Origin of the sequence: Kribbella kalugense (genome assembly GCF_004365875.1) — a bacterium.
GTDB lineage: Bacteria > Actinomycetota > Actinomycetes > Propionibacteriales > Kribbellaceae > Kribbella > Kribbella kalugense.
The window spans coordinates 2,112,434-2,132,469 of sequence record NZ_SODF01000002.1; the positions used below are offsets into that span (position 1 = coordinate 2,112,434).

Annotated in this window: 17 protein-coding genes; 8 read left to right on the forward strand and 9 right to left on the reverse strand. The window is 68.0% G+C overall.

Going from position 1 to position 20,036, the window contains the following annotated elements; translation table 11 throughout:
• The first annotated feature begins 17 nt into the window (after positions 1-17).
• On the forward strand, positions 18-1,880 hold the full coding sequence (locus EV650_RS27920) for a DUF5107 domain-containing protein (RefSeq protein ID WP_134121943.1): 1,863 nt from the start codon (positions 18-20) through the stop codon (positions 1,878-1,880).
• A gap of 192 nt (positions 1,881-2,072) precedes the next feature.
• Positions 2,073-2,474: a DUF3592 domain-containing protein gene (locus tag EV650_RS27925; RefSeq protein ID WP_238174490.1), complete on the forward strand. Its 402-nt coding sequence runs from the start codon at positions 2,073-2,075 to the stop codon at positions 2,472-2,474.
• Between the two features lie 30 nt (positions 2,475-2,504).
• Here EV650_RS27925 and EV650_RS27930 read toward each other — a convergent pair whose 3' ends face one another.
• On the reverse strand, positions 2,505-3,089 hold the full coding sequence (locus EV650_RS27930) for a TetR/AcrR family transcriptional regulator (protein WP_238174491.1): 585 nt from the start codon (positions 3,087-3,089) through the stop codon (positions 2,505-2,507).
• Between the two features lie 123 nt (positions 3,090-3,212).
• Between EV650_RS27930 and EV650_RS27935 the strand changes: the two genes are divergently transcribed.
• A complete protein-coding gene (locus EV650_RS27935; protein WP_134121945.1) occupies positions 3,213-4,355 on the forward strand; it encodes a phosphatidylinositol-specific phospholipase C1-like protein in 1,143 nt (380 codons plus the stop codon).
• A 5-nt stretch (positions 4,356-4,360) separates the two neighbouring features.
• Entirely contained in the window at positions 4,361-4,801 is a 441-nt protein-coding gene (locus EV650_RS27940) for an OsmC family protein (RefSeq protein ID WP_134121946.1), read from the forward strand.
• A gap of 224 nt (positions 4,802-5,025) precedes the next feature.
• Here EV650_RS27940 and EV650_RS41355 read toward each other — a convergent pair whose 3' ends face one another.
• Positions 5,026-5,148 carry a hypothetical protein gene (locus EV650_RS41355; protein WP_255512112.1) on the reverse strand — a complete coding sequence of 41 codons (123 nt, stop codon included), beginning with the start codon at positions 5,146-5,148 and terminating at the stop codon, positions 5,026-5,028.
• A 59-nt stretch (positions 5,149-5,207) separates the two neighbouring features.
• Entirely contained in the window at positions 5,208-6,362 is a 1,155-nt protein-coding gene (locus EV650_RS27945) for an FUSC family protein (RefSeq protein ID WP_238174492.1), read from the reverse strand.
• Positions 6,363-6,419: 57 nt separating this feature from the next.
• Here EV650_RS27945 and EV650_RS27950 point away from each other — a divergent pair, with 57 nt between their 5' ends.
• A complete protein-coding gene (locus tag EV650_RS27950) occupies positions 6,420-6,923 on the forward strand; it encodes a DUF5709 domain-containing protein (protein WP_134121948.1) in 504 nt (167 codons plus the stop codon).
• 151 nt (positions 6,924-7,074) lie between these two features.
• Here EV650_RS27950 and EV650_RS27955 read toward each other — a convergent pair whose 3' ends face one another.
• Positions 7,075-8,400 (reverse strand): cytochrome P450, encoded by a 1,326-nt coding sequence (locus tag EV650_RS27955; protein ID WP_134121949.1) that lies wholly within the window; start codon positions 8,398-8,400, stop codon positions 7,075-7,077.
• Positions 8,401-8,503: 103 nt separating this feature from the next.
• The gene (locus EV650_RS27960; RefSeq protein ID WP_134121950.1) at positions 8,504-11,518 is read right to left on the reverse strand and encodes an alpha-mannosidase; all 3,015 of its coding nucleotides are present in this window, start codon (positions 11,516-11,518) and stop codon (positions 8,504-8,506) included.
• A gap of 187 nt (positions 11,519-11,705) precedes the next feature.
• Here EV650_RS27960 and EV650_RS27965 point away from each other — a divergent pair, with 187 nt between their 5' ends.
• Complete coding sequence (locus EV650_RS27965; RefSeq protein WP_238174493.1) at positions 11,706-12,761, forward strand: TAXI family TRAP transporter solute-binding subunit; 1,056 nt, start codon at positions 11,706-11,708, stop codon at positions 12,759-12,761.
• An 18-nt stretch (positions 12,762-12,779) separates the two neighbouring features.
• Here EV650_RS27965 and EV650_RS27970 read toward each other — a convergent pair whose 3' ends face one another.
• Both EV650_RS27970 and EV650_RS27975 read right to left on the reverse strand, forming a co-directional pair.
• On the reverse strand, positions 12,780-14,156 hold the full coding sequence (locus EV650_RS27970) for a sensor histidine kinase (RefSeq protein WP_238174494.1): 1,377 nt from the start codon (positions 14,154-14,156) through the stop codon (positions 12,780-12,782).
• A gap of 3 nt (positions 14,157-14,159) precedes the next feature.
• The gene (locus tag EV650_RS27975) at positions 14,160-14,825 is read right to left on the reverse strand and encodes a response regulator transcription factor (RefSeq protein WP_012918592.1); all 666 of its coding nucleotides are present in this window, start codon (positions 14,823-14,825) and stop codon (positions 14,160-14,162) included.
• Between the two features lie 118 nt (positions 14,826-14,943).
• Between EV650_RS27975 and EV650_RS27980 the strand changes: the two genes are divergently transcribed.
• Both EV650_RS27980 and EV650_RS27985 read left to right on the forward strand, forming a co-directional pair.
• Positions 14,944-16,968, forward strand: coding sequence for a TRAP transporter permease (locus EV650_RS27980; RefSeq protein WP_134121951.1), 2,025 nt, complete (start codon positions 14,944-14,946; stop codon positions 16,966-16,968).
• Positions 16,965-17,930, forward strand: coding sequence for a TAXI family TRAP transporter solute-binding subunit (locus EV650_RS27985; protein WP_134121952.1), 966 nt, complete (start codon positions 16,965-16,967; stop codon positions 17,928-17,930). The genes EV650_RS27980 and EV650_RS27985 overlap by 4 nt, the downstream gene beginning before the upstream one ends.
• Before the next feature lie 231 nt (positions 17,931-18,161).
• On the opposite strand, the gene EV650_RS27990 is transcribed toward EV650_RS27985, so the two are convergent.
• Positions 18,162-18,803 (reverse strand): hypothetical protein, encoded by a 642-nt coding sequence (locus EV650_RS27990; RefSeq protein ID WP_134121953.1) that lies wholly within the window; start codon positions 18,801-18,803, stop codon positions 18,162-18,164.
• 149 nt (positions 18,804-18,952) lie between these two features.
• Complete coding sequence (mgrA, locus tag EV650_RS27995; protein WP_134121954.1) at positions 18,953-19,987, reverse strand: L-glyceraldehyde 3-phosphate reductase; 1,035 nt, start codon at positions 19,985-19,987, stop codon at positions 18,953-18,955.
• Between the last annotated feature and the right edge of the window lie 49 nt (positions 19,988-20,036).

The following is a 20,036-nucleotide window of genomic DNA, read 5'->3' on the forward strand; positions in this document are numbered from 1 at the left end:
CTTGCGAAGATGAAGCAGTGACGATCCTTTCTGCGCAAAACCTCGTACTTCCCGCAGCTTCGCTCGGTCCGGAGAACCCGCTGGCGCCGCTCCGCACCCACCGCGAAATCCACCAGGTCGAGAACCTCGCCGAACTCCCGCCGGAGCTCCGCGAGAACATCGAGTACGGGCGTCTGCACAGCCCACTCCCGTGCCTCGATCAGGACGGCTACGACCGCACTCTGGTCGAGACATCCTTCCCGGCCCTCGTGCTGGAGAACGATCACCTCCGCGCGACCGTCCTGCCGAGCCTCGGCGGTCGGCTGTACTCCCTCGTCCATAAGGCCACCGGTCAAGAGCTGCTCTACCGCAACCCGGTGTTCCAGCCCGCGAACCTGGCCCTGCGCAACGCGTGGTTCGCCGGCGGCGTCGAGTGGAACGTCGGCAGCACCGGCCACTGGACCGGCACCTGCGCGCCGATGCACGCCGCCCGCGTCGAGGGCCCGGACGGTACGCCGATCCTGCGACTGTGGGAGCTCGAACGGACCCGCAACCTCGTCACGCAGCTCGACTTCTGGCTGCCGGCCGACTCCGAGTTCCTGTACGTCGGAGTCCGCCTGCAGAACCCGTCCGATGTCGAGGTCCCGGCGTACTGGTGGTCGAACATCGCGGTCGCGCAGTCGCCGGAGACCCGGGTGCTGGTGCCGGCGGACCAGGCCTGGCGTTACGGGTACGGGAGCCGGCTGGACCTGATCGACGTAGATGCAGACCTGACCTATCCGATGCGACACCCGCGCGCTGTCGACTACTTCTTCGAACCGCTGCCGGAAGAGCACTCGTGGATCGCATCGGTCGACGACACCGGCACCGGGCTGGTGCAGGCGTCGACCGAGCGACTGCAGGGCCGGAAGCTGTTCGTCTGGGGTCAAGGCGAGGGCGGCCGTCGGTGGCAGGACTGGCTGGCGCCTGGTCTGAACGGCGATGGGTACGCCGAGATTCAGGCCGGGCTCGCGCGGACCCAGATGGAACACCTGAAGCTGCCCGCCGAGACAGACTGGCACTGGCTGGAGGCGTACGGCCGAGTGTCCGTGGATCCAGCCTCTGCACATGCGGATGACTGGAAGACCGCCCGTCGCGCCGGTGCGAACGCCCTGAGTCCACTGCTCGACGGACTGCCCGCTCAGGAGAAGGCGTGGCTGGAGGTGGTCGACTCGGCACCGGTAGAACTGCTCGCGGTCGGATCCGGTTGGGGCGCGCTGGAACTGGCCCGGACCAGTTGGACGGTGTCGGACGGTACGCCGTTCACCGCCGACACGATGACGTCGCGGGAGCAGGCTTGGCTGCCACTGCTCGACGGGCGGTTGCCTGCGGTTGACGACGTACCGGATGGGACTTTGGTGGCGTGGTCGGCGTTGCTGGAGGCCGCGGAGGGTAACTGGCTCGTTTGGTACCACCGGGGTGTGGCGCGGCACTACTACGGTGACGTCGACGGTGCGGTGGAGGCGTGGCGGCAGTCCGGCGACAACGCCTGGGCGCTGCGCAACCTGGGCCTGGTCACCGGCGATCTGTCGCACTACGAGCGCGCGGTCGAACTGCTGCCTGACCTGGTGCCTTTGGCCGTGGAGGCGGTCGCGGCCACACTGGATTCCGACGTCGCGCTGGCGGAACGCATGCTCGCTCACGCTCCCGATGACCCGCGGATCCAGCTGCTCCGGGTCAGGTATGCCCTGGAGACCGGCGATCCCGCGGCGGCTCACGAGCTGCTGGCCGCGGGTATCCAGCTGGCCACGGTCCGTGAGGGAGCGAATCCACTCACCGACTACTGGCTCGCAGCGGAGCAGGCGCTTGGCACACAGCGGCCAGTACCCCCGCAGTACCAGTTCGGAATGGGCGAAATCTGACAACTACAGGTCAACTCTACCTCTAGCAACACCGCTCCACCGGGCTCTACCATGATGCTGTAGAAAAGGTTTTGTACTTACCTGGAACCAAGTGGAGTCCGGTGGCGTCTCACCGGTAAGCGGCAAACGCCGCGAGAGCAGTTTCGACAAACGACCGCGTCGCTCGCGGGCGGCGCGTCGGGGGTGAGTGTCATGTTGGCGATCGTTGTACTAGGAGGATTCGGCCTGGTGCTGGTGGTTGCGGCCTTCATCGTGACCGAAGTTCTGGCCGGGGTACGGCGGGACGAAATCCCGACCGGCACCGAGGAAAAGACCGCGGGACGAGTGATCCGGGTGCGTGGCCCGGTCCGCGGCCAACTGCAGAGCGGTGCCCCGGCGGTCTACACCGAGGTCATCGTCGAGTACTACACCCGCCGGGGTGAGGGACCGTACGAGGTCGCTCGCAAGTTCCCGGTCGGGAGCAGGATTACTTACGCCAAGGGTGACCGGGTGATCGTCGCGTACGACGTCCGGACGCCACGCCGGGCCCGTCTGGCCGGCCGGGTCAGCCACTGGCCGACCCTGGGTCTGCCGTCCGCCGCCCGGGCAGCCTGACCGTTCATCCTGCTTGAGCCAAACCTCGGCTCAAGCAGGGAGATGAGGGGCGAGCAGGTTGTACAGCACCGGCCGGCCCTGCTCCAGGACGTACTCCGCCTCGTCCGCGGACAGCCGATCGGCCAGGTGGGCCAGTGACTCGCCCATCGCGATGCTGAGCGTGACCGCCAACCGGAAGTCGCGGGAGTCCCGTGCACCGAACCGCGCCGCCAGCAGCTCCGCGAACTCACCGGCATGCTGATCGTCGAACTCGCCCGGCTTCGATTCCAGCTCCGGATCGCCGAGCCCGCTCAGTACAACGGCCTTGAACCCGGGATCCGTCCGGTGCATCTCCCGGAACGTGTCCAGCGTGACGTCGACCGCGGCCCGCCAGCTCGACACGGCCGCCAACCGCTCGCTGACCGCCTCGGTGTAGCGGGCCTGGTTCCGGCGCTCGATCGCCTGGATCAGGCTCCGCTTGTCCGGGAAGTACCGGTACACGCTGCCGACCGCGATCTCGGCCCGCTTCGCGATCCCGCTCGTCGACGCCGCGTCGTACCCGCGCTCGACCACCTCGGCGCAGGCCGCGTCCAGAATCCGCTCAACCTGCCGGTTAGCCCGATCCTGAGTAGGCATCCGCCGAAGCGGATACGCCCCCGAAGTCACCATGCGCTCATTGTCCACGCATCGAGGGACGACGTTGCCACTCCTGTGTGACAGATTGCCGACAGATCGTCGTCATTGGGAGGGAATCAACGCATGCGCATCAGTAGAACTGTCGTTGCCGGGGCCGCGTCCGTCGCGCTGGCTGCGTCCGGGGTCGCCGGTACGGCGGTCACCCGGCATGACTCCGCGGGTGATGGCCTGCGGCTGAATCAGATGCAGGTGGTCGGGTCGCACAACTCGTACCACCGCGAGCTCAGCCCGAACGAGCAGAAGGTCCAGCAGCAGCAGAACGCCGGCTCGGTCGACCTCTGGTACTCGCACGCCCCGATCTCGCAGCAGCTCGAGGACCAGAACGTCCGGTCGCTCGAGCTCGACCTGTTCCCGGACCCGCAGGGCGGCCTGTACACGTACCCGCTGATCCGGAAGCTGACCGGCCAGGGACCGCTGACCGACCCGGCGATGGCCAAGCCCGGGATCAAGGTCATGCACATCCCCGACTTCGACTACAACACCAACTGCGACACCTTCGTGGTCTGCCTGCAGCAGGTGAAGACCTGGTCCGACCAGAACCCGGACCACGTGCCGATCGCGATCAACCTCGAGCTGAAGCAGTCCGACCCGGCCGTGGTCGCGGCCGGCGGTGTCGTCGCACCGCCGTGGGACGCCGCCAACCTGGACTCGGTCGACACCGAGATCCGCTCGGTGTTCCCGGAGAACGAGATCCTCACGCCGGACGACGTACGCAAGCCCGGTCTGACCCTCGAGCAGTCCGTGCTGACCAAGGGCTGGCCGAAGCTGAAGAGCGTCCGCGGTCAGGTGATGTTCTACTTCGACAACGGCGGACCCGGCGAGATCCGCGACACCTACACCGCCGGCAAGCCGAACCTGGAGGGTCGCGCGGTCTTCACCCGCGGTCCGGAGGGTGCGCCTGACGCCGCGGTCACCGAGGTGAACGACCCGCGCGGTACCGGCCAGGCCGAGATCCAGCGGCTGGTCAAGAAGGGCTACCTGGTCCGGACCCGGTCCGACGAGCCGATGGCGACGATCCGCGACAAGGACTACACCCGGCTCGGGATCGCACTGGCCAGCGGCGCGCAGTGGGTGACCACGGACTTCCCGGTCGCCGGAATGGCCGCCCGCTACGACAGCGACTTCGTCGCCAAGCTGCCCGGGCACACTCCCGTACGATGCAATCCCGTCACCGCATCCGCGAAGGCGGCCGTCTCGGAAGGGTGAGCTGGATGTCGGAGCACGTGGTCGATGTGAGTTGGAGCCGCGGTGAGCACGAGTTCACCTACGACACCTACGACCGCGACCACGAGTGGCGCTTCGACGGCGGGATCACGGTCCCCGGCTCGGCCAATCCGAAGTACCTGGGGAATCCGGGCCCGGTCGATCCGGAGGAGGCGTTCGTGGCGGCGTTGTCGTCGTGCCACATGCTCACCTTCCTGTCGATCGCGGCCCGGAAACGCCTGGTGGTGGACGCGTACGACGACCACGCGGTCGGCGTGATGGCTCCGAACGAGGCCGGTCGGCTGGCGATCACGGAAGTGACGCTGCACCCGAAGATCGTCTGGGCCGGCGACGCACCGAACGCCGAGACAATCGAGCGCATTCACCACCTGTCCCACCAGGAATGCTTCATAGCAAACTCAGTAACCACCAAAATCACAGTTGCCTGACGCAAACAAAAACCACCCGCCGGACCGGCCTGAACCTCGCGCAAACGGTGTCAGGATGGTCGGCGGGTGGTTTTGGGTGCACCTCTGTGGCGGTGCACCGGTAACGGATCCGGCGGCGCCTCGCACTGGGCGCCTCTGCGTTTGTGTGCGACTTCCGTGCGGTCTCGCTCGGTGGGCGAGACCGTCCGGGTGCGCCGCCGGGATCCGTTCGTCCGGCCTGCGCCTTACTGCTCGGCGGCGGCGTCGGTCCGGTCGTCAGCGGTCTGGTGGGAGTCGACGGCCAACAGGTCCTCGAGCTGGCGGACCTGCTCGGTGGCCATCGTGGTCATCAGTCGGTGGATCGTCATGCCAGTGAGACGCGCAGGGTCCCCAGGTATGACGGGAATCCAGGATGTGACCTGAGCCACTAACTCTCGTCGAGCCCGTCGAGGCGCAGCGGGACGAGTTTCCGGGCGTCGTCGTACGACGTGCCGGTCAGTTCGAGCAGGTCGATGACGATGGACCGGAGCTGCCCCAGGACGACGACCGCGGACAGTCCGGTCGGCAGCGGCATGTCCGCCGTACGACGTCCGAGCTCGCCCAGCACGCGATGGGCGGCGACCTCGGCGGCCGGTTCGAACAGGGACTCGGCGATCAGGCGGGTGCCGTCGGCGAGGCGTTCGAGCAGCATCGGGTACTCGGCGGGCATGCTCTCGTCCCGCCAGACGGACACCGCACAGCGTCGTACCAGCACCCTGATGTTCCGGATCGCGCGATCCAGCGGTACGACGAGATCCGCGATCTCCTGGACCCGGCCGCGGTGCCGGCGGCGGAACGGGGACAGCCGGACGACCGCGACCCCCTCGTCGGCAGCGCTGCGCAGGTCGTCGAGCCGGGACTCACTGGCCCGTGCCCGCCGAAGAGCGTCGGTGATGGCGTCCTCGTCGCGGGTGCGCAGGCCGTCAGCGGTCTCGACCAGGATCTCAGCCAGCTCGTTCAGGACCTCGGAGGCTTGTTGTCGCGGGCGCCTGATCGCCGCGGCCGGGGCGATGGTGGCGGCGGCCAGCGCGACGACCCCGCCGAGGGCCGCGTCCAGCCAGCGGCTGAAGCCGGCGCCCGGATTCGGCAGCAGGGTGGTGACGATCGCGGCCTGGACACCGGCCTGCGTGGTCATCAGGTTGCCCGCACCGAGCAGTACGGCGACGCTCATCGCGAGCGCGATCACGAAGATGATCTGCGGGATTCCGGTGCCGAAGACGTGGACGAACAGGTCGCCGACACCGACGCCGACCGCTACCCCGACCATCACCTCGGCGACCCGGCGGAGTCGCTGGCCGAAGCTGAAGCCGAGGCAGACCATCGCGGCGACCGGCGCGAAGAACGGCTGCTTGTGGCCGACGACGTACCGGGCGAGGGCCCACGCGATCCCGGCCGCGAGGGCGCACTGGGCGATGAAGAAGGCGCGGCTGCGCCAGCGTTCCACCCGGCGGCGGATCGAGGCACGCGACCGCCGAGCGGCCCGCGGCGCGATATCGTCGCGCAGCTCCCGCAACTGGTCCAACGTCAGCCTGACCGGATCCACGCGCCCCATTCTGCGTCGCGCTTGCTTCCGCTGCTTGCGACGCGCCAAGGTTGCCCCATGAGCGATGACAACCGTGAGGACTACGGCAGCTACTCGGTCGACGACGAGGATCAGCTGCAGGCGGAGGACACCCTGAACGACCGGGGTGTGGACGATGTGCTCGACGAGGGCGTCTCACCGCCGGAGAAGTGGTCCGCGGGCGAAGGGTTCGGCACCACGGCCGACGAAGCCCTGCAGGGTGAAACGCTGGACCAGCGGCTCAGCCAGGAGGTCGCGGACGTCGACCCGTACGCCGAGGACAACGAGCAGGTCGGCGGGCCGGAGGTCGGCGTGGTCCGCTCCGGTCGCCTGGTCGCACCCGACGAGGGCGCGCACAGCGACGACGACAACGAGCTGTTCGCCGAGGACGTCGGCATCGACGGCGCCGCGGCCGGTGCCGAGGAGGCAGCCGTCCACGTCGTCGACGACGAGGACAACTTCGAGCTCGACGATGACGACGAAGAAGACCTCGAGAGCTACGACAACGTCGACCTGGGCGACGTCGGCGACTCCGAAGACTGAAGAACGCACTGCAAGCTGCACCATGCGGCGGCCGTCCGTCTCAGGGGTCAACCCCTGAGACGGACGGTTGCGGAGCGAGAATCCAGGTCCGCAACCGTCCAGGCGAGGGGTTGACCCCTCAGACGTCCCGGGGCGTGGGCCGTCGTGCCGGCTAGCGGGGGGTGACTGTTACTTCTGCGCCGCCGCGGGGGACCAGGGTGACGTTCTTGGGTTGGGCTGGTTCGGGCTTGGGGTTGGGGGCCTGGAAGTTGTAGGCGGTGAGGGCGGCGCGGAGGATTTCGGTGCCCTCCATCAGCGAGAAGCCGGCGCCGATGCAGCGCCGGGCGCCGCCGCCGAACGGGATCCAGGTGCCGGGGGCCGGCGGGTCGTCGGACAGGAAGCGCTGCGGGCGGAACTCCTTCGGCGCCGGGAAGTACTCCGCATCCCGGTGGACCAGGCCGATCGCGGCCATGATCGTCGTACCGCGGGGCAGCCGATAGCCGGCGACATCGGTGGTCTCGGTGAGTCGACGGCCGACCTGATACACCACCGGATGCAGCCGCAGCGCCTCCTTGACGATCGCTTCCAGCTCGTCGTCCGCACCGGCGTCGGCGGCCCGCTGGCCGAACTCCAGATCCTCCGGCCGCCGCGCCAACTCATGGAAGGCCCAGGCCATCGCCGTCGCGGTCGTCTCGTGGCCGGCCAGCAGGAGAGTGACCAGCTGGTCCCGTAGCTCCTGGTCCGACCAGGTGCCTGCGGCAAGCAGTCGCGAGAGTACGTCGTTGCGCCCGGCAAACGTCTCGCGGCGCTTGGCGATCTCGTCGCACAGGATCTCGTCGACCTTGCGCTGGGTGTCCAGGTACGTCTTCCACGGCCGGACCCGGAGCAGCGGCGGGTAGAACCCACCCAGCATGATCACCGGCGACACCGAGACGATCTTGTCCATCAGCGGCCGGAGCGTGTTCAGCCGGTCGACGTCGGTCACGCCGAAGATCACCTGCAGGATGATCTCCAGAGTCAGGTTCCGCATCCGCTGGTGCACCTTGAACGGCTTCCCGGCCGGCCACTTCGCGACCTCGGCCTGAGCCAGCTCCAGCACCATCCCGGCGTACCCGCGCAGTGCCGCGCCGGAGAAAGCCGGCATCAGCTGCTTGCGCATCCGGACGTGGTCCTCGTCGTCGAGCAGCAGCAGCGAGTGCGAGCCCATGATCGGCTCAAGCACGGTGTTCCCCTCGCCGGCGTGCATGATCGCGGGCGGGCTGCCGAACACCTCGCGGATGTGGTCCGGCCGGCTCAGCACCACGCAGACCCGGCTCGACGGCACCAGGCGGATGGTGAACACGTCGCCGTACTTCGCCTGCATCCGCGGGAAGAACGTCTTGCGGTGACTGGCGAACAGCACGGTCTGCGCCAGCGTGGGAAGTTTCGGCCCGGGAGGCAGTGTGCGGGCCGTCTGCCGGTCGAGAGTTCGGGAACCGAGCAAGGGTGTCGCTGCCATACCTTCACGCTACGTCAGCCGGGTGAACGCCGGGCGGGGCTTACGACAAGAACTGGGGGCCTGAGACAGGCAATAACCTGTCCCAGGCCCCCGGAACCTATGCTCAGGCCCGCTTGAAGCGCAGGGTGAGGATCTGGAAGGGGCGGAGCTCGAAGGAGACTCCGTTGTCCTTCAGCTCCCGGTCCGCGAGGTCGCGCTCGAGCAGGTCGACCTCGGTCACCGACGCCGCCGCGAACGACGGCGTGACGGTCGCCCGGCCGCGGCCGCCGGTGGACTCGTACAGCCGGACGACCACGTCGCCGGACTGGTCGTCGGCCAGCTTGATCGCCTCGACGATCACGTTGTCGTTGTCGACAGCAACGATCGGCTCGACGCCGTCGGCACCGGTGACGACCCGCTCCGGCAGGTTGATCCGGTAGCCCTCCTCGACCGCCTCCGGGATGCCGGCGCCGACCACCAGCGCGTGGTTGACGATGTGCACGCCCTGGTCGGTCTTCGGGTCGGGGAACCGCGGCGCCCGGATCAGCGAGGTCCGGATGGTGGTCGTCGTACCGCCGTCCTCCCGCGCAGTCCGGTTGATGTCGTGGCCGTACGTCGAGTCGTTGACGACGGCAACGCCGTACCCCGGCTCGCCGACGTGCACCCAGCGGTGCGCCGCGATCTCGAACTTCGCCGCGTCCCAGGAGGTGTTCTGGTGGGTCGGCCGGAAGATGTGACCGAACTGCGTCTCGGACGCCGACCGATCCGCGTGGACGTCGACCGGGTACGCCGCCTTGAGGAACTTCTCCGTCTCGTGCCAGTCCATGTTGGTCTCGATGTCGACCCGCTTCGCGCCCGGCCGCAGCCGCAGCGTCTGGGTCACGGTGGACTGCCCGAAGGACCGCTTCACCACCACGGTCGCGACACCGTCGACAGTGCTGAAGTCCAGGCTGTCGAGCTCGGTCACGTCGCGGACGTTGTTCTTGTAGAACGAATCGACGTCCCACGCGTCCCAGTGATTCGGGGTGTCCACGTGCAGCTGGAGAAGGTTGCCCACGGCACCTGGTGCGATCACCTCGCGGGCGGCCTCGACGTCGTACAGCGAGGTGATCAGGCCGCGGTCGTCGATCGTCACCCGGATGACGCCGTTGTCCAGGACGCCGTCCTCGATCGTGACGGACTGGCCCTCGCCGGCTGCGACACCCGCGCCCAGACCGGCGACGCCGCTGCGGGAGTGCGGTGCCGCGTTGAAGACGATCTGCGCGTCACCGGAGCCGGCCAGCGCCTGCTGGGCCTTGGCGATGATCGCGTTCAGCTCCTCGGCGACCTTGGCGTACGTCGCCTCCGCCTCGCGGTGCACCCACGAGATCGAGGAGCCCGGCAGGATGTCGTGGAACTGGTGCAGCAGCGCGACCTTCCACAGCCGGTCCAGGTCCTCGTACGGGTAGGTGTCCAGCTTGCCCGCGACCACGGCCGCGGTCGCCCACAGCTCGGCCTCACGCAGCAGGTGCTCGGTACGCCGGTTGCCCTGCTTGGTCTTGGCCTGCGAGGTGTACGTCGCCCGGTGGATCTCCAGGTAGAGCTCGCCGGACCACACCGGCGCGTGCTCGTGGTACTCCTCTTCGGCGGCGGTGAAGAACTCGGTCGGGGACTCGATCGTCACCTTCGGCGAGGACTCCAGGTCGGCCACCCGGCGGGCGGTCGCGACGAACTCACGGGTGGGGCCGCCACCGCCGTCGCCGTACCCGAACGGGACCAGCGACCGGGTCGCGGCGCCGTTCTCGGCGAAGTTCCGCTGCGCGTGCGCGAGCTCACGACCGGACAGGTCGGAGTTGTACGTGTCGATCGGCGGGAAGTGGGTGAACACCCGGGTCCCGTCCAGGCCCTCCCACCAGAAGGTGTGGTGCGGGAACTTGTTCTCCTTGTTCCAGGAGATCTTCTGGGTCAGGAACCACTTCGAGCCTGACAGCTTCACCAGCTGCGGCAGGGCCGCCGTGTAGCCGAACGAGTCCGGCAGCCAGACCTCCTGGGTGTCGATACCGTACTCGTCCAGGAAGAACCGCTTGCCGTGCACGAACTGCCGGGCCAGCGCCTCGCCACCGGGCAGGTTGGTGTCGGACTCGACCCACATCCCGCCGACCGGGACGATGTGGCCCTCGGCAACGGCCTTCTTCAGCCGCTCCCAGACCTCCGGGTAGTTGTCCTTCACCCAGGCGTGCTGCTGGGCCTGCGAGAACGCGAAGACCAGCTCCGGGTACTCCTCGGCCAGAGTGGCGACGTTGGACACCGTCCGGGCGACCTTGCGGCGGGTCTCCCGCAGCGGCCAGAGCCAGGCGGAGTCGATGTGCGCGTGCCCGACCGCGGACAGCTGGTGCGCGCTCGCGTGCGCCGGCCGGCTCAGTACGTCGGTCAGCTGGGCGCGGGCGTCCGTCGCGGTGCCGGCGACGTTCTCGTAGTCCAGTACGTCGAGTGCCCGGCTCAGCGCGCGCAGGATCTCCCGGCGGCGCGGCTCCTGGGCGGACAGCTCCCTCTGCAGGCTGTCCAGCGCCTCGAGGTCGAGGATCAGGTCCCACACCTCGGCGTTGAACACGGCCAGGTCGGCGCGGGTCAGCTGGTAGATCGGGTGGTCGCCGAGCTTCTCGCCGATGTCGACCTTGGCGTAGGCGTTGTCCAGTGGGATCTCCGGGTTGGCGGCCGCCTCGACGTAGAACTCGATCGAGTCGCCGGCCGACGCCGCCGTACCGTCCTTGCCGAGGATCGACAGCGGCGCGTAGGTCTGCCGCGGGTGCAGGCCCTTCAGCGGCCGGCCGGAGCTGGTGTGCACCAGGCCCTCCGCGGAGAACCCGGGACCGCCGCTGAAGCCGAGGTCGATGACCGCCTCGATCTCGCTGCCGGCCCACTCGGCGGGAACCTCGCCGCTGAACTTGAACCACGCGGTACCCCAGGCCGGACCCCACGGCAGGCCGATCTCGGCCTTCTCGTAGGTCTGCGCCAGCGCCTCGGCGGGGGACACGGGCTCACCGGGTGCGTGCCACACCTCGATGTCCAGCGGGACCGCCGCGCCGTAGATCGCGGGGCGGAGCCGCTCCCGCAGGGCGCGCCTGAGCCGCTCCTCGATGAGTTGACGGTCGTCGTGCACGAAATCAGCCTCCGGGGAAGATCCTCACGCGGCCGCCACGGCCGCACGGATGACAACGCTGTCACACCGACCCCGGGTGCGTCCAGACGCAGATGCCCCCTGTTGTATACGTACCTGTGGGTAGCGGTTCGGTTGCGGCCGGGTCCACGGCTACCCCCAAGGCCCCGTTGTTGTCTAGGTTGTCTGCATGGATCGCCCCCGCCTGCTGACCCCTGCCCGGCCGACTGGGCTCGGTGATCGGTTGTTGGCACGACGCAGCATGCTCGGCTTCGGTGCCGCCGCCGCGTCGGCGCTGCTCGTGCCCGGCTGCTCGCGCGGCCGCGCGGACGAGCCCGCGCCCGACAAGCCCGGGACTTTCGTGACCGGCAACACCGGCGGCGTCTACAACGTGTTCGGTGCGGCGCTCAGCGCGCTGGTCAGCGAAGTCACCGGCGTGGAGCTGCAGCCGATCGTGAGCGACGGCTCGGTGGACAACCTGGTCAAGGTCGCGAGCAGTCACGCCGACCTCGGTTTCTGTACGTCGGACTCCGCGCTGGCGGCCTTCGAGGGCACCGGCGAGTTCAACAAGGGCCCGCTGCGGTTCACCGCGCTCGCCCGGGTGTACGACAACTACGTGCACGTCGTCGTACCGATGGCCTCGAAGGCGAAGGAACTGACGGACCTGAACCCGTCGAAGGATGATCCGACCCGGCGGAAGATGGTCGTCAGCGTCGGGCCGAAGAACTCCGGCACCCAGGTCATCGCCGACATGATCCTGAACGAAGCCAAGGTCGACGTCAAACGGGTGAACATGTCGCTGGAGGACTCGGTCGCTGCGCTGGTCCCGCCGGCCAGGGCGAGCCGCGGCAAGATCGACGCCTTCATCTGGAGCGGAGGCGTTCCGACGAAGCCGATCGCGGCGCTGCAGGCCACCCTCGGGTTCCGGCTGCTGAACATCGGAGCGGTGGCGCAGAAGATTGCGCTGAGGGAGTTCGGCGGCTTCGTAGTGTCGTCGATCCCGCCGTCGCAGTACGGGCTGGCCAGCTCGGTGCCGACGCTCGCCGTGCCGAACTACCTGATCGCCAGGCCGAACCTGTCCGACTCGTGGGCCTGGTGGACGGTCAACACGCTGTTCCGCCGCCAGAACGACCTGATCAAGGAGCATCCGGAGGCCGGCGCCCTGGACCCGCGCTCGGCGATCGCCACGATGCCGATCCCGCTGCACCCCGCGGCGGAACGCTGGTACCGCCAGAACCACATCTGAGTTTCAGGCGGCGCAGGTTCAGATGTCGTAGTCGTCGATCAGCGGGACGCGGACCTCGATCACCAGGCCGCCGCCGATCGGCGGGCGGGCGACCACGCGGCCGCCGACCCGGGCCGCTTCGGAGCGGACGATCGCCAGTCCGAGGCCGGTGCCCGGCATCTCCCGGTGGTGCGCGCTGCGCCAGAACCGCTCGCCGACCTTCTTCAGGTCCCGCGAACCGAGCCCGAGGCCGTGGTCGCGCACCGACATCACCACCTCGGTGCCGTCCCGGGTGACCGAGACCTCGACCGGCGGAGCGCCGTACTTGGAGGCGTTGTCGAGCAGTACGTCGAGGATGTCGTCGACCTCGAGCTCCGGTGCGACCCCGCCCGGCACCATCTCGCCGATGATCAGCTCCAGGTCGTCGGCGGAGTACACGGCCTTCCAGCCGACCAGCCGCTCCTTCACTGCCTGCGCGAGGTCCAGCGGCTCTTCACTGTTGGCGTCGCCGTCGGTCGACGGACGGTCCGAGCCGGCCAGCCGGGACAGCCGCTGGACGATCCGGCCCAGCCGGTCGATGTCGCTGAGCGCGAACCGGGCCGTCGGGGACAGCCTGGAAAGGCCCTCGATGTGGATCCGGGCCGACGTCAGCGGCGTACGCAGCTGGTGTGAGGCGTCCGCGACGAACTCACGCTCACGCTGGCGGGCCTGGTGCAGGCTCAGTGCCATCGAGTTGAAGCTGTCGCCGAGCCGTCGGAGCTCTGGTGCACGGCCGTCGGTCGACACCCGGGTGTCGAGCGCGCCGCGGGTGATCTGGTGGGTCGCGTTGTCGAGGTCCTGCAGCGGCCGCAGCACCCAGCGGGTGATCGGCCGGACGATACCGATGATGATCGCGCCGATGCTGATCAGCAGGCCGCCGAGGAGCAGCAGCAGCCCACGCTGCACCTGGTCGCGGGCGTTCTCGGTCGGCACCCGCAGTACGGCGGCACCGAGCACGCTGCCGTTGTTGACGACCGGACGGGACACGATCATCTCGCCGGAACGCCACGGCCACAGCGCCGGCGGCTCGGCCGGCAGCCGACCGGCCAGCGTGCTGTGCAGAGCGGTGGCGATGTCGGACTCCTTGACGTCGACACCGGACACGGAGGTGGCCACCACCCGGGAGTCGACGTCGACGACGAAGACCGGGGTGTCGTACAGCTCCTGGTACCGGACCGTCAGCTCACGCAGGTTGGCGATGTCGCCGGTCTGCAACGGGGACTCCGCCATCGCGGCGAACCAGTCCGCGTCGTTGCTCCGGGACAGGAAGAGCGTGCGCGACGTACTCGTGGCGATGAAGTTCGCCAGCGGGATGACAGCGACGATCGCGAGCGCGACGACCATCGGAACGAGGGACTGCAGCAGTCGACGGCGCAACGGTCAGTCCGAACCCAGTCGGTAGCCGACGCCCCGGATGGTCTGTACCAGTTCGGGCCGGCCGAGCTTGGCGCGCAGGCTGGCGACGTGCACGTCCATGGTGCGCGACGACGCCTCGAACACCGACTGCCAGGCGTACAGCGCGACCTGTTCACGGGGGACCACCCGGCCGTGGTGAGCGGCCAGCACTGCGAGCACGTCGAACTCCTTGCGGGTCAGACTGATGGGCTTGTCCGCCACCTGAACCGTCCGGGCCTCGATGTCCACGGTCAGGTCGCCGACGGTCACCCGGGGGCGGGGTTGCAAAAGTCCGGTACGACGCAGTACAGCATCGATGCGGGCCAGCAACTCGGAAATGGCGAACGGTTTCACCACATAGTCGTCGGCGCCGCTGCGCAACCCGCGGACCCGGTCGGCCGCCTCACCCCGTGCGGTCACCGCGATCACCGGCACATCGGACACCGTGCGGATCTGCCGGCAGACGTTGATGCCGTCCCCGTCCGGCAGTCCGAGGTCCAGTAGAACCAGGTCGCCGGGATCAGCCGCGAGTGCGTCCGCGGCCGTCCGGACGTGCGTCACCATCAGGCCGTATCGCCGCAACGCAGGTATCAGGGCATTGGCGATATCGAGATCGTCCTCGACCAGCAGAATCCGGACCGCGCCACTCATGCGGTGATCGTAGGCCAGGTCACGTCCAGATGTGTCAGATCTTGGTAAAGACGTAATCACGTGACTCCACCCAGTGTTCGGCAACATTAGCCTTCCGGACACAGGAGGGAACCGGTCGATGACTGTCGGTGTTGGTACGGGGGGCAGCGCGATCGCGCCCTCCGACGAGGAACTGGCCGAGTACGAGCAGGAACGGCCCGCTCGGCGGCTTCGGCCTGCTCTGAACCTGGTGATCTCGGTCTGGTGCGCGATCGTCAGCGTCGGCGTACTCGAGCAGGTGTTTTTCCCTCTACCACAAGGCACGCAGTTCTACTTGGTGATCTTTCTCGCAGCGGTTCTGCCGATCACGCTGCTGTGTTACCGCGGCTTTCGCGTGCCCCCGTTCCTGAATCCGCTCAAGCCCCGCGCCGACGACGACCCCGGGATCAGCGACTGGATCCTTGCCGCCGTCGCTTTGGTCGTGTGCGTCTACCCGCTCTTCGACTTCGACGGCTACTTGGAACGGCGGCAGGCCCCGACCACTCTCGACGTGTTGGCCGGCGCCGTACTGCTGCTGTTGCTGCTCGAGGCATGTCGTCGTACCACTGGCTGGGTCTTGCCGGTGTTCAGCCTGGTCTTCATCGCTTATGCGTACTACGGCGGCTACCTGCCCTACACGTGGTCGCTCGCACACCAGGGCTTCAACTTCGACGCGATCATCGCCCAGTTCACGATGGGTACGGCGGGGTTCTACGGGACACCGTTGAGCGTCGCGGCGTCGTACATCGTGCTGTTCACCATCTACGGCGCGGTGCTCGACTACTCGGGCGCGGGCAAGTTCTTCATCGACCTGTCGTTCGCCGCCTTCAAGCGCAGTCGTACGGCGCCTGGCCGGACGGTCACGTTGGCGGGCTTTCTGCTCGGCAGCGTCTCGGGTTCCGGTACGGCGACTGCCGTGTCGCTCGGGACCGTGTCGTGGCCGATCTTGCGGCGGGCCGGCTATCCGCCCGAACCGGCCGGCGGGATGCTTGCCGCATCCGGCATCGGCGCGATCCTGTCGCCACCTACCCTCGGCGCGGCCGCGTTCATCATCGCGGAGTTCCTGCAGGTGTCGTACCTGAAGGTGCTCGGGTTCGCGGTGATCCCGACGCTTCTGTACTACCTGGGGATCCTGCTCGCGATCGAGATCGACGCCCGTAAACATGGGACGACGTCGGCGGAGACGTCGACGGATTCGGCGTGGCGGTTGCTGCTGCGGTTCGGGTACCACTTCCTGTCGTTGTTCGTGATCATCGCGTTCATGGCGGTCGACGTACCGCCGTTCAAGGCCGTGGTCTATGCGGTGATCATCCAGTTCGGGCTGTCGTTCCTTGATCGTGAGCATCGGCTGACCGGTCGGCCGTTGTTCAAAGCGCTTGCCCAGGGCACCCGTTCGGTGCTGCCGGTGGCGGCGACCTGTGCGACCGCGGGCGTGATCGTCGCGGTCACCACGCAGACCGGTCTCGGGTTGAATCTGGCCGAGATCATCGTGAACGCGGCGCGTGGGCTGACCGACAACCACACGGTGGTGCTGATCCTGACCGTGGTGCTGTCGGGGTTCGCCGTACTCATCCTTGGGCTCGCGGTGCCGGTGACCGCGTCGTTCATCATCGCGGCGGTGATCATCTCGCCGGCGTTGGTGAATCTCGGCGTGACGCAGCCCGAGGCGTACATGTTCATCTTCTACTACGCCGTACTCTCCGAGGTCTCGCCGCCGACGGCGCTGGCCGCGGTGGCGACGGCCGCGATCACCGGCGGCAAGGTGATCCCGACGATGTGGCAGGCGTGGAAGTACACGCTGCCGGCGTTCCTGGTGCCGTTCGCGTTCGTACTCACGGACAACGGCGCGCATCTGCTCGGTCAGGGATCGTTCGTCGGGATGGTCTGGACCACGTTGGTTTCGATGCTGGCCGTCGCCGCGCTTGCGGTCGTCACGGGTGGCTGGGTCTTCGTTCAGACGACGTGGGTCGAGCGGGCGGTCTGCGTACCGGCGGCCGCGCTGCTGCTGTACCTCGCGCCCGTAACCATCACGGTCGGAATCTGTTTGCTACTTGTTGCCGTCGTCATCAATCTGGTCCGGCGGCAACGCCAGGCCTCTTCCGTGGAAGGAACTGTTGCCTCATGAGACTCCGGACCACTGTCGTGGCGCTTGCCGCCGTCGTCTCGCTGGCTGCCTGTGGCGGTCAGCGTGAACCCGCCGGGTCCTCGGACGGCGGCGGGCGACTGACGATTGCCACCGGCAACACGACCGGGGTCTACTACCAGCTCGGCGGTGCGCTGGCTTCGGTGATCTCTTCCAAGGTGTCCGGCTACCGTGCGACCGCCAGTGAGACCGGCGCCTCGGTGCAGAACATCCAGGGCCTGGTCGCGGGCAACTACGACATCGCGTTCTCGCTCGGCGACTCGGCTTCGGACGCGGTGAAGGGCGAGAACAGCTTCAAGGACAAGCAGGACGTGGTCGCGCTGACCCGGCTGTACAACAACTACACGCAGGTCGCCGTACGGACGTCTGCCGGGATCAACTCGATCGCGGACCTGAAGGGCAAACGGGTCTCGACCGGTTCGCCGAACTCCGGCACCGAGGTGATCGCGCGCCGGCTGATCGAGGCTGCGGGGCTCGACCCGGCTCACGATGTGACCGCCCAGCGGCTCGGGCTGCCGGAGTCGGTGGACGCGATGAAGTCCGGCTCGATCGACGCACTGGTCTGGTCCGGCGGGTTGCCGACCGGCGGTATCACTGATCTCATCACCAGCATGGGCAAGGGTGTGAAACTCTTGCCGATCACCGATCTGCTGCCCAAAATGCAGGAGAAGTACGGCTCGGTCTACGCTGCGGCGCCGATCCCTGCCGCGACGTACAAGCAGGCGGCCGACGTACCGACGATCGTGGTGCCGAACGTGCTGCTGGTCCGCAAGGACATGAAGGACGACCTCGCCGAGCAGTTGACGAAAGTCATCTACGACAACATGAACGCGCTGGTCGCGGTGAACGCGGCCGCGAAAGGCATCACGCTGGAGAACGCCGACAAGACCGATCCGGTGCCGCTGCACCCAGGCGCGAAGAAGGCGATCGAAGGCTTGCGCTGACTGCTTGCTGGTTTACCGGCGGGAACCGGATACAAAGGGCCGCTGGACCAGCTCACAGACCGTCCTCCCCCGCACTCCAGGCGCAGCGGGGGAGGACGCAGGGCCCGTCTCCGCACACCAGGCGCAGCGGCGACGGGACATGCCGGTTCCTACAACCAGGCGCAGTAGGAGCCGGTAGACCGGGTCCGCCCGTGCGGAGGCATCCGCTGGGCGGGCCCGGTCACCTTTTGTCTAGTCGTGCGGCATCGCCGTTCCGTACAGGTAGTGCGACAGAGCGGAGTCGCGCTTGGGATGCGCGTGGTACTTGATCGGTACGACGCGACCCTCGGCGCTGTCCCACGCGTTGTCGGCCATCCGCCACATTCGGTGAGCGATCCGGCCGGCCATCCCGGTGTGCGGCGACGACGGGTGTGCTCGCGTCGGGGCGACTTCCTCGGCCTCGAGCAGGTCCTCGGTCAGCGTGTTGACGTCAGAGTCGTCCAGCTGGTCGGAGATCTGCCGGCCGTACGTCGCCTCCAGCTGTTCGTGTTCGTCCAGCAGGCGGTCGATGTGCTGCCAGAGGTCGCCGTGATGGAGATGGAGGAAGCGGCTGTCGCCGTACTGGCGTCCTTTGAGGAACCGGAGCGATCGCTCCAGCTCTTTGGCGTTGCCGACGTACCTGGTGACCAGCTGGGCGCCGTCGGGGAGTCGCTGGACGTGTGGGAGGAGCACGTCTTCCGCGGCGGCCAGGTGCTGCGCGGCGATGGCGTAGAACCAGTCGGTCTGATGCCTGTGCTCAGGGTGGGCCGCGTCCGGATGGTGGGCCGGCTCGGCCAGCTCCCGGATGTTGGCGTGTTCGTAACTCAGGGCCATTTCGAGCGTCGAAGCGGTCACCTCAACCACCTCCTGGGGGTCTATCCCAGCGTGTGCCCATCCAGCTCGGACCGCAACCATCCCACCCCGCTCCGTAACCTTCCCGTCAGGCTGGGACGTGGAAACGCCCGCCGCGCAGGGTGCGGGCGAGCGCTTCGGGTGGAGTCTGATCAGCTGTCCGAGCTCTTCTTCCAGAGGTTGATACCGGCCTCGACCGCGTCGGCGTCGATGGCTTCGAGCTCCTCGGGGGAGAACTTCAGGTTGCGGACGGTGGCGAGGTTGTCCTCGAGCTGAGCCACGCTGGAGGCGCCGATCAGCGCGCTGGTCACGCGGTCGTCGCGCAGCGTCCAGGCAAGAGCGAGCTGCGCAACAGATTGGCTGCGTTCCTTGGCGATCTCGTTCAGCGCGCGAACGTGCTTGAGAGTGTCCTCGGTCAGCGAGTCCGGGTTGAGCGACTTACCCTGCGCCGCACGCGAGTCGGCCGGGATCCCGTCCAGGTAGCGGTCCGTGAGCACGCCCTGTGCCAGCGGCGAGAACGCGATCACACCGACGCCGAGCTCACCGACGGCGTCGAGCAGGTCCTCCTCGATCCAGCGGTTCAGCATCGAGTACGACGGCTGGTGGATCAGCAGCGGCGTCCCGAGCTCCTGCAGGATCCGGGCAGCCTCCCGCGTCCGGTCCGCGGAGTACGACGAAATGCCGGCGTACAGCGCCTTCCCCGAGCGGACCGCCGCGTCGAGCGCACCCATCGTCTCCTCGAGCGGAGTGTCCGGGTCGAACCGGTGCGAGTAGAAGATGTCGACATAGTCCAGGCCCATCCGGCTCAGCGACTGGTCGAGCGAGGCGAGCAGGTACTTCCGCGAGCCGCCACCCTGACCGTACGGCCCCGGCCACATGTCGTACCCGGCCTTGGTCGAGATGATCAGCTCGTCGCGGTACTGCTGGAAGTCCCGCGCGAAGTGGGTCCCGAAGTTCGTCTCGGCCGACCCGTACGGCGGGCCGTAGTTGTTCGCCAGGTCGAAGTGCGTGACGCCGAGGTCGAACGCCCGCCGCAGGATGTCGCGCTGCGTGGTGAACGGCTTGTCGTCGCCGAAGTTGTGCCACAGCCCGAGCGAGATCGCCGGCAGCTGCAGCCCGCTCCGGCCCGTCCGCCGGTAGCTCATCTTGTCGTCGTACCGGCCCTCAGCGGCCACATAATCAGTCACGGAACCACAGTCTGCCCCATGTCCCAACCTGTGCAAACCCCCTTGTTTT

Coding starts and splice junctions, on each gene's coding strand:
- EV650_RS27925 (WP_238174490.1), top strand. CDS start 2,073: ATGTTGGCGATCGTTGTACTAGGAGGATTCGGCCTGGTGCTGGTGGTT.
- EV650_RS27930 (WP_238174491.1), bottom strand. CDS start 3,089: ATGCCTACTCAGGATCGGGCTAACCGGCAGGTTGAGCGGATTCTGGAC.
- EV650_RS27935 (WP_134121945.1), top strand. CDS start 3,213: ATGCGCATCAGTAGAACTGTCGTTGCCGGGGCCGCGTCCGTCGCGCTG.
- EV650_RS27940 (WP_134121946.1), top strand. CDS start 4,361: ATGTCGGAGCACGTGGTCGATGTGAGTTGGAGCCGCGGTGAGCACGAG.
- EV650_RS41355 (WP_255512112.1), bottom strand. CDS start 5,148: ATGACGATCCACCGACTGATGACCACGATGGCCACCGAGCAGGTCCGC.
- EV650_RS27950 (WP_134121948.1), top strand. CDS start 6,420: ATGAGCGATGACAACCGTGAGGACTACGGCAGCTACTCGGTCGACGAC.
- EV650_RS27955 (WP_134121949.1), bottom strand. CDS start 8,400: ATGGCAGCGACACCCTTGCTCGGTTCCCGAACTCTCGACCGGCAGACG.
- EV650_RS27965 (WP_238174493.1), top strand. CDS start 11,706: ATGGATCGCCCCCGCCTGCTGACCCCTGCCCGGCCGACTGGGCTCGGT.
- EV650_RS27975 (WP_012918592.1), bottom strand. CDS start 14,825: ATGAGTGGCGCGGTCCGGATTCTGCTGGTCGAGGACGATCTCGATATC.
- EV650_RS27980 (WP_134121951.1), top strand. CDS start 14,944: ATGACTGTCGGTGTTGGTACGGGGGGCAGCGCGATCGCGCCCTCCGAC.
- EV650_RS27985 (WP_134121952.1), top strand. CDS start 16,965: ATGAGACTCCGGACCACTGTCGTGGCGCTTGCCGCCGTCGTCTCGCTG.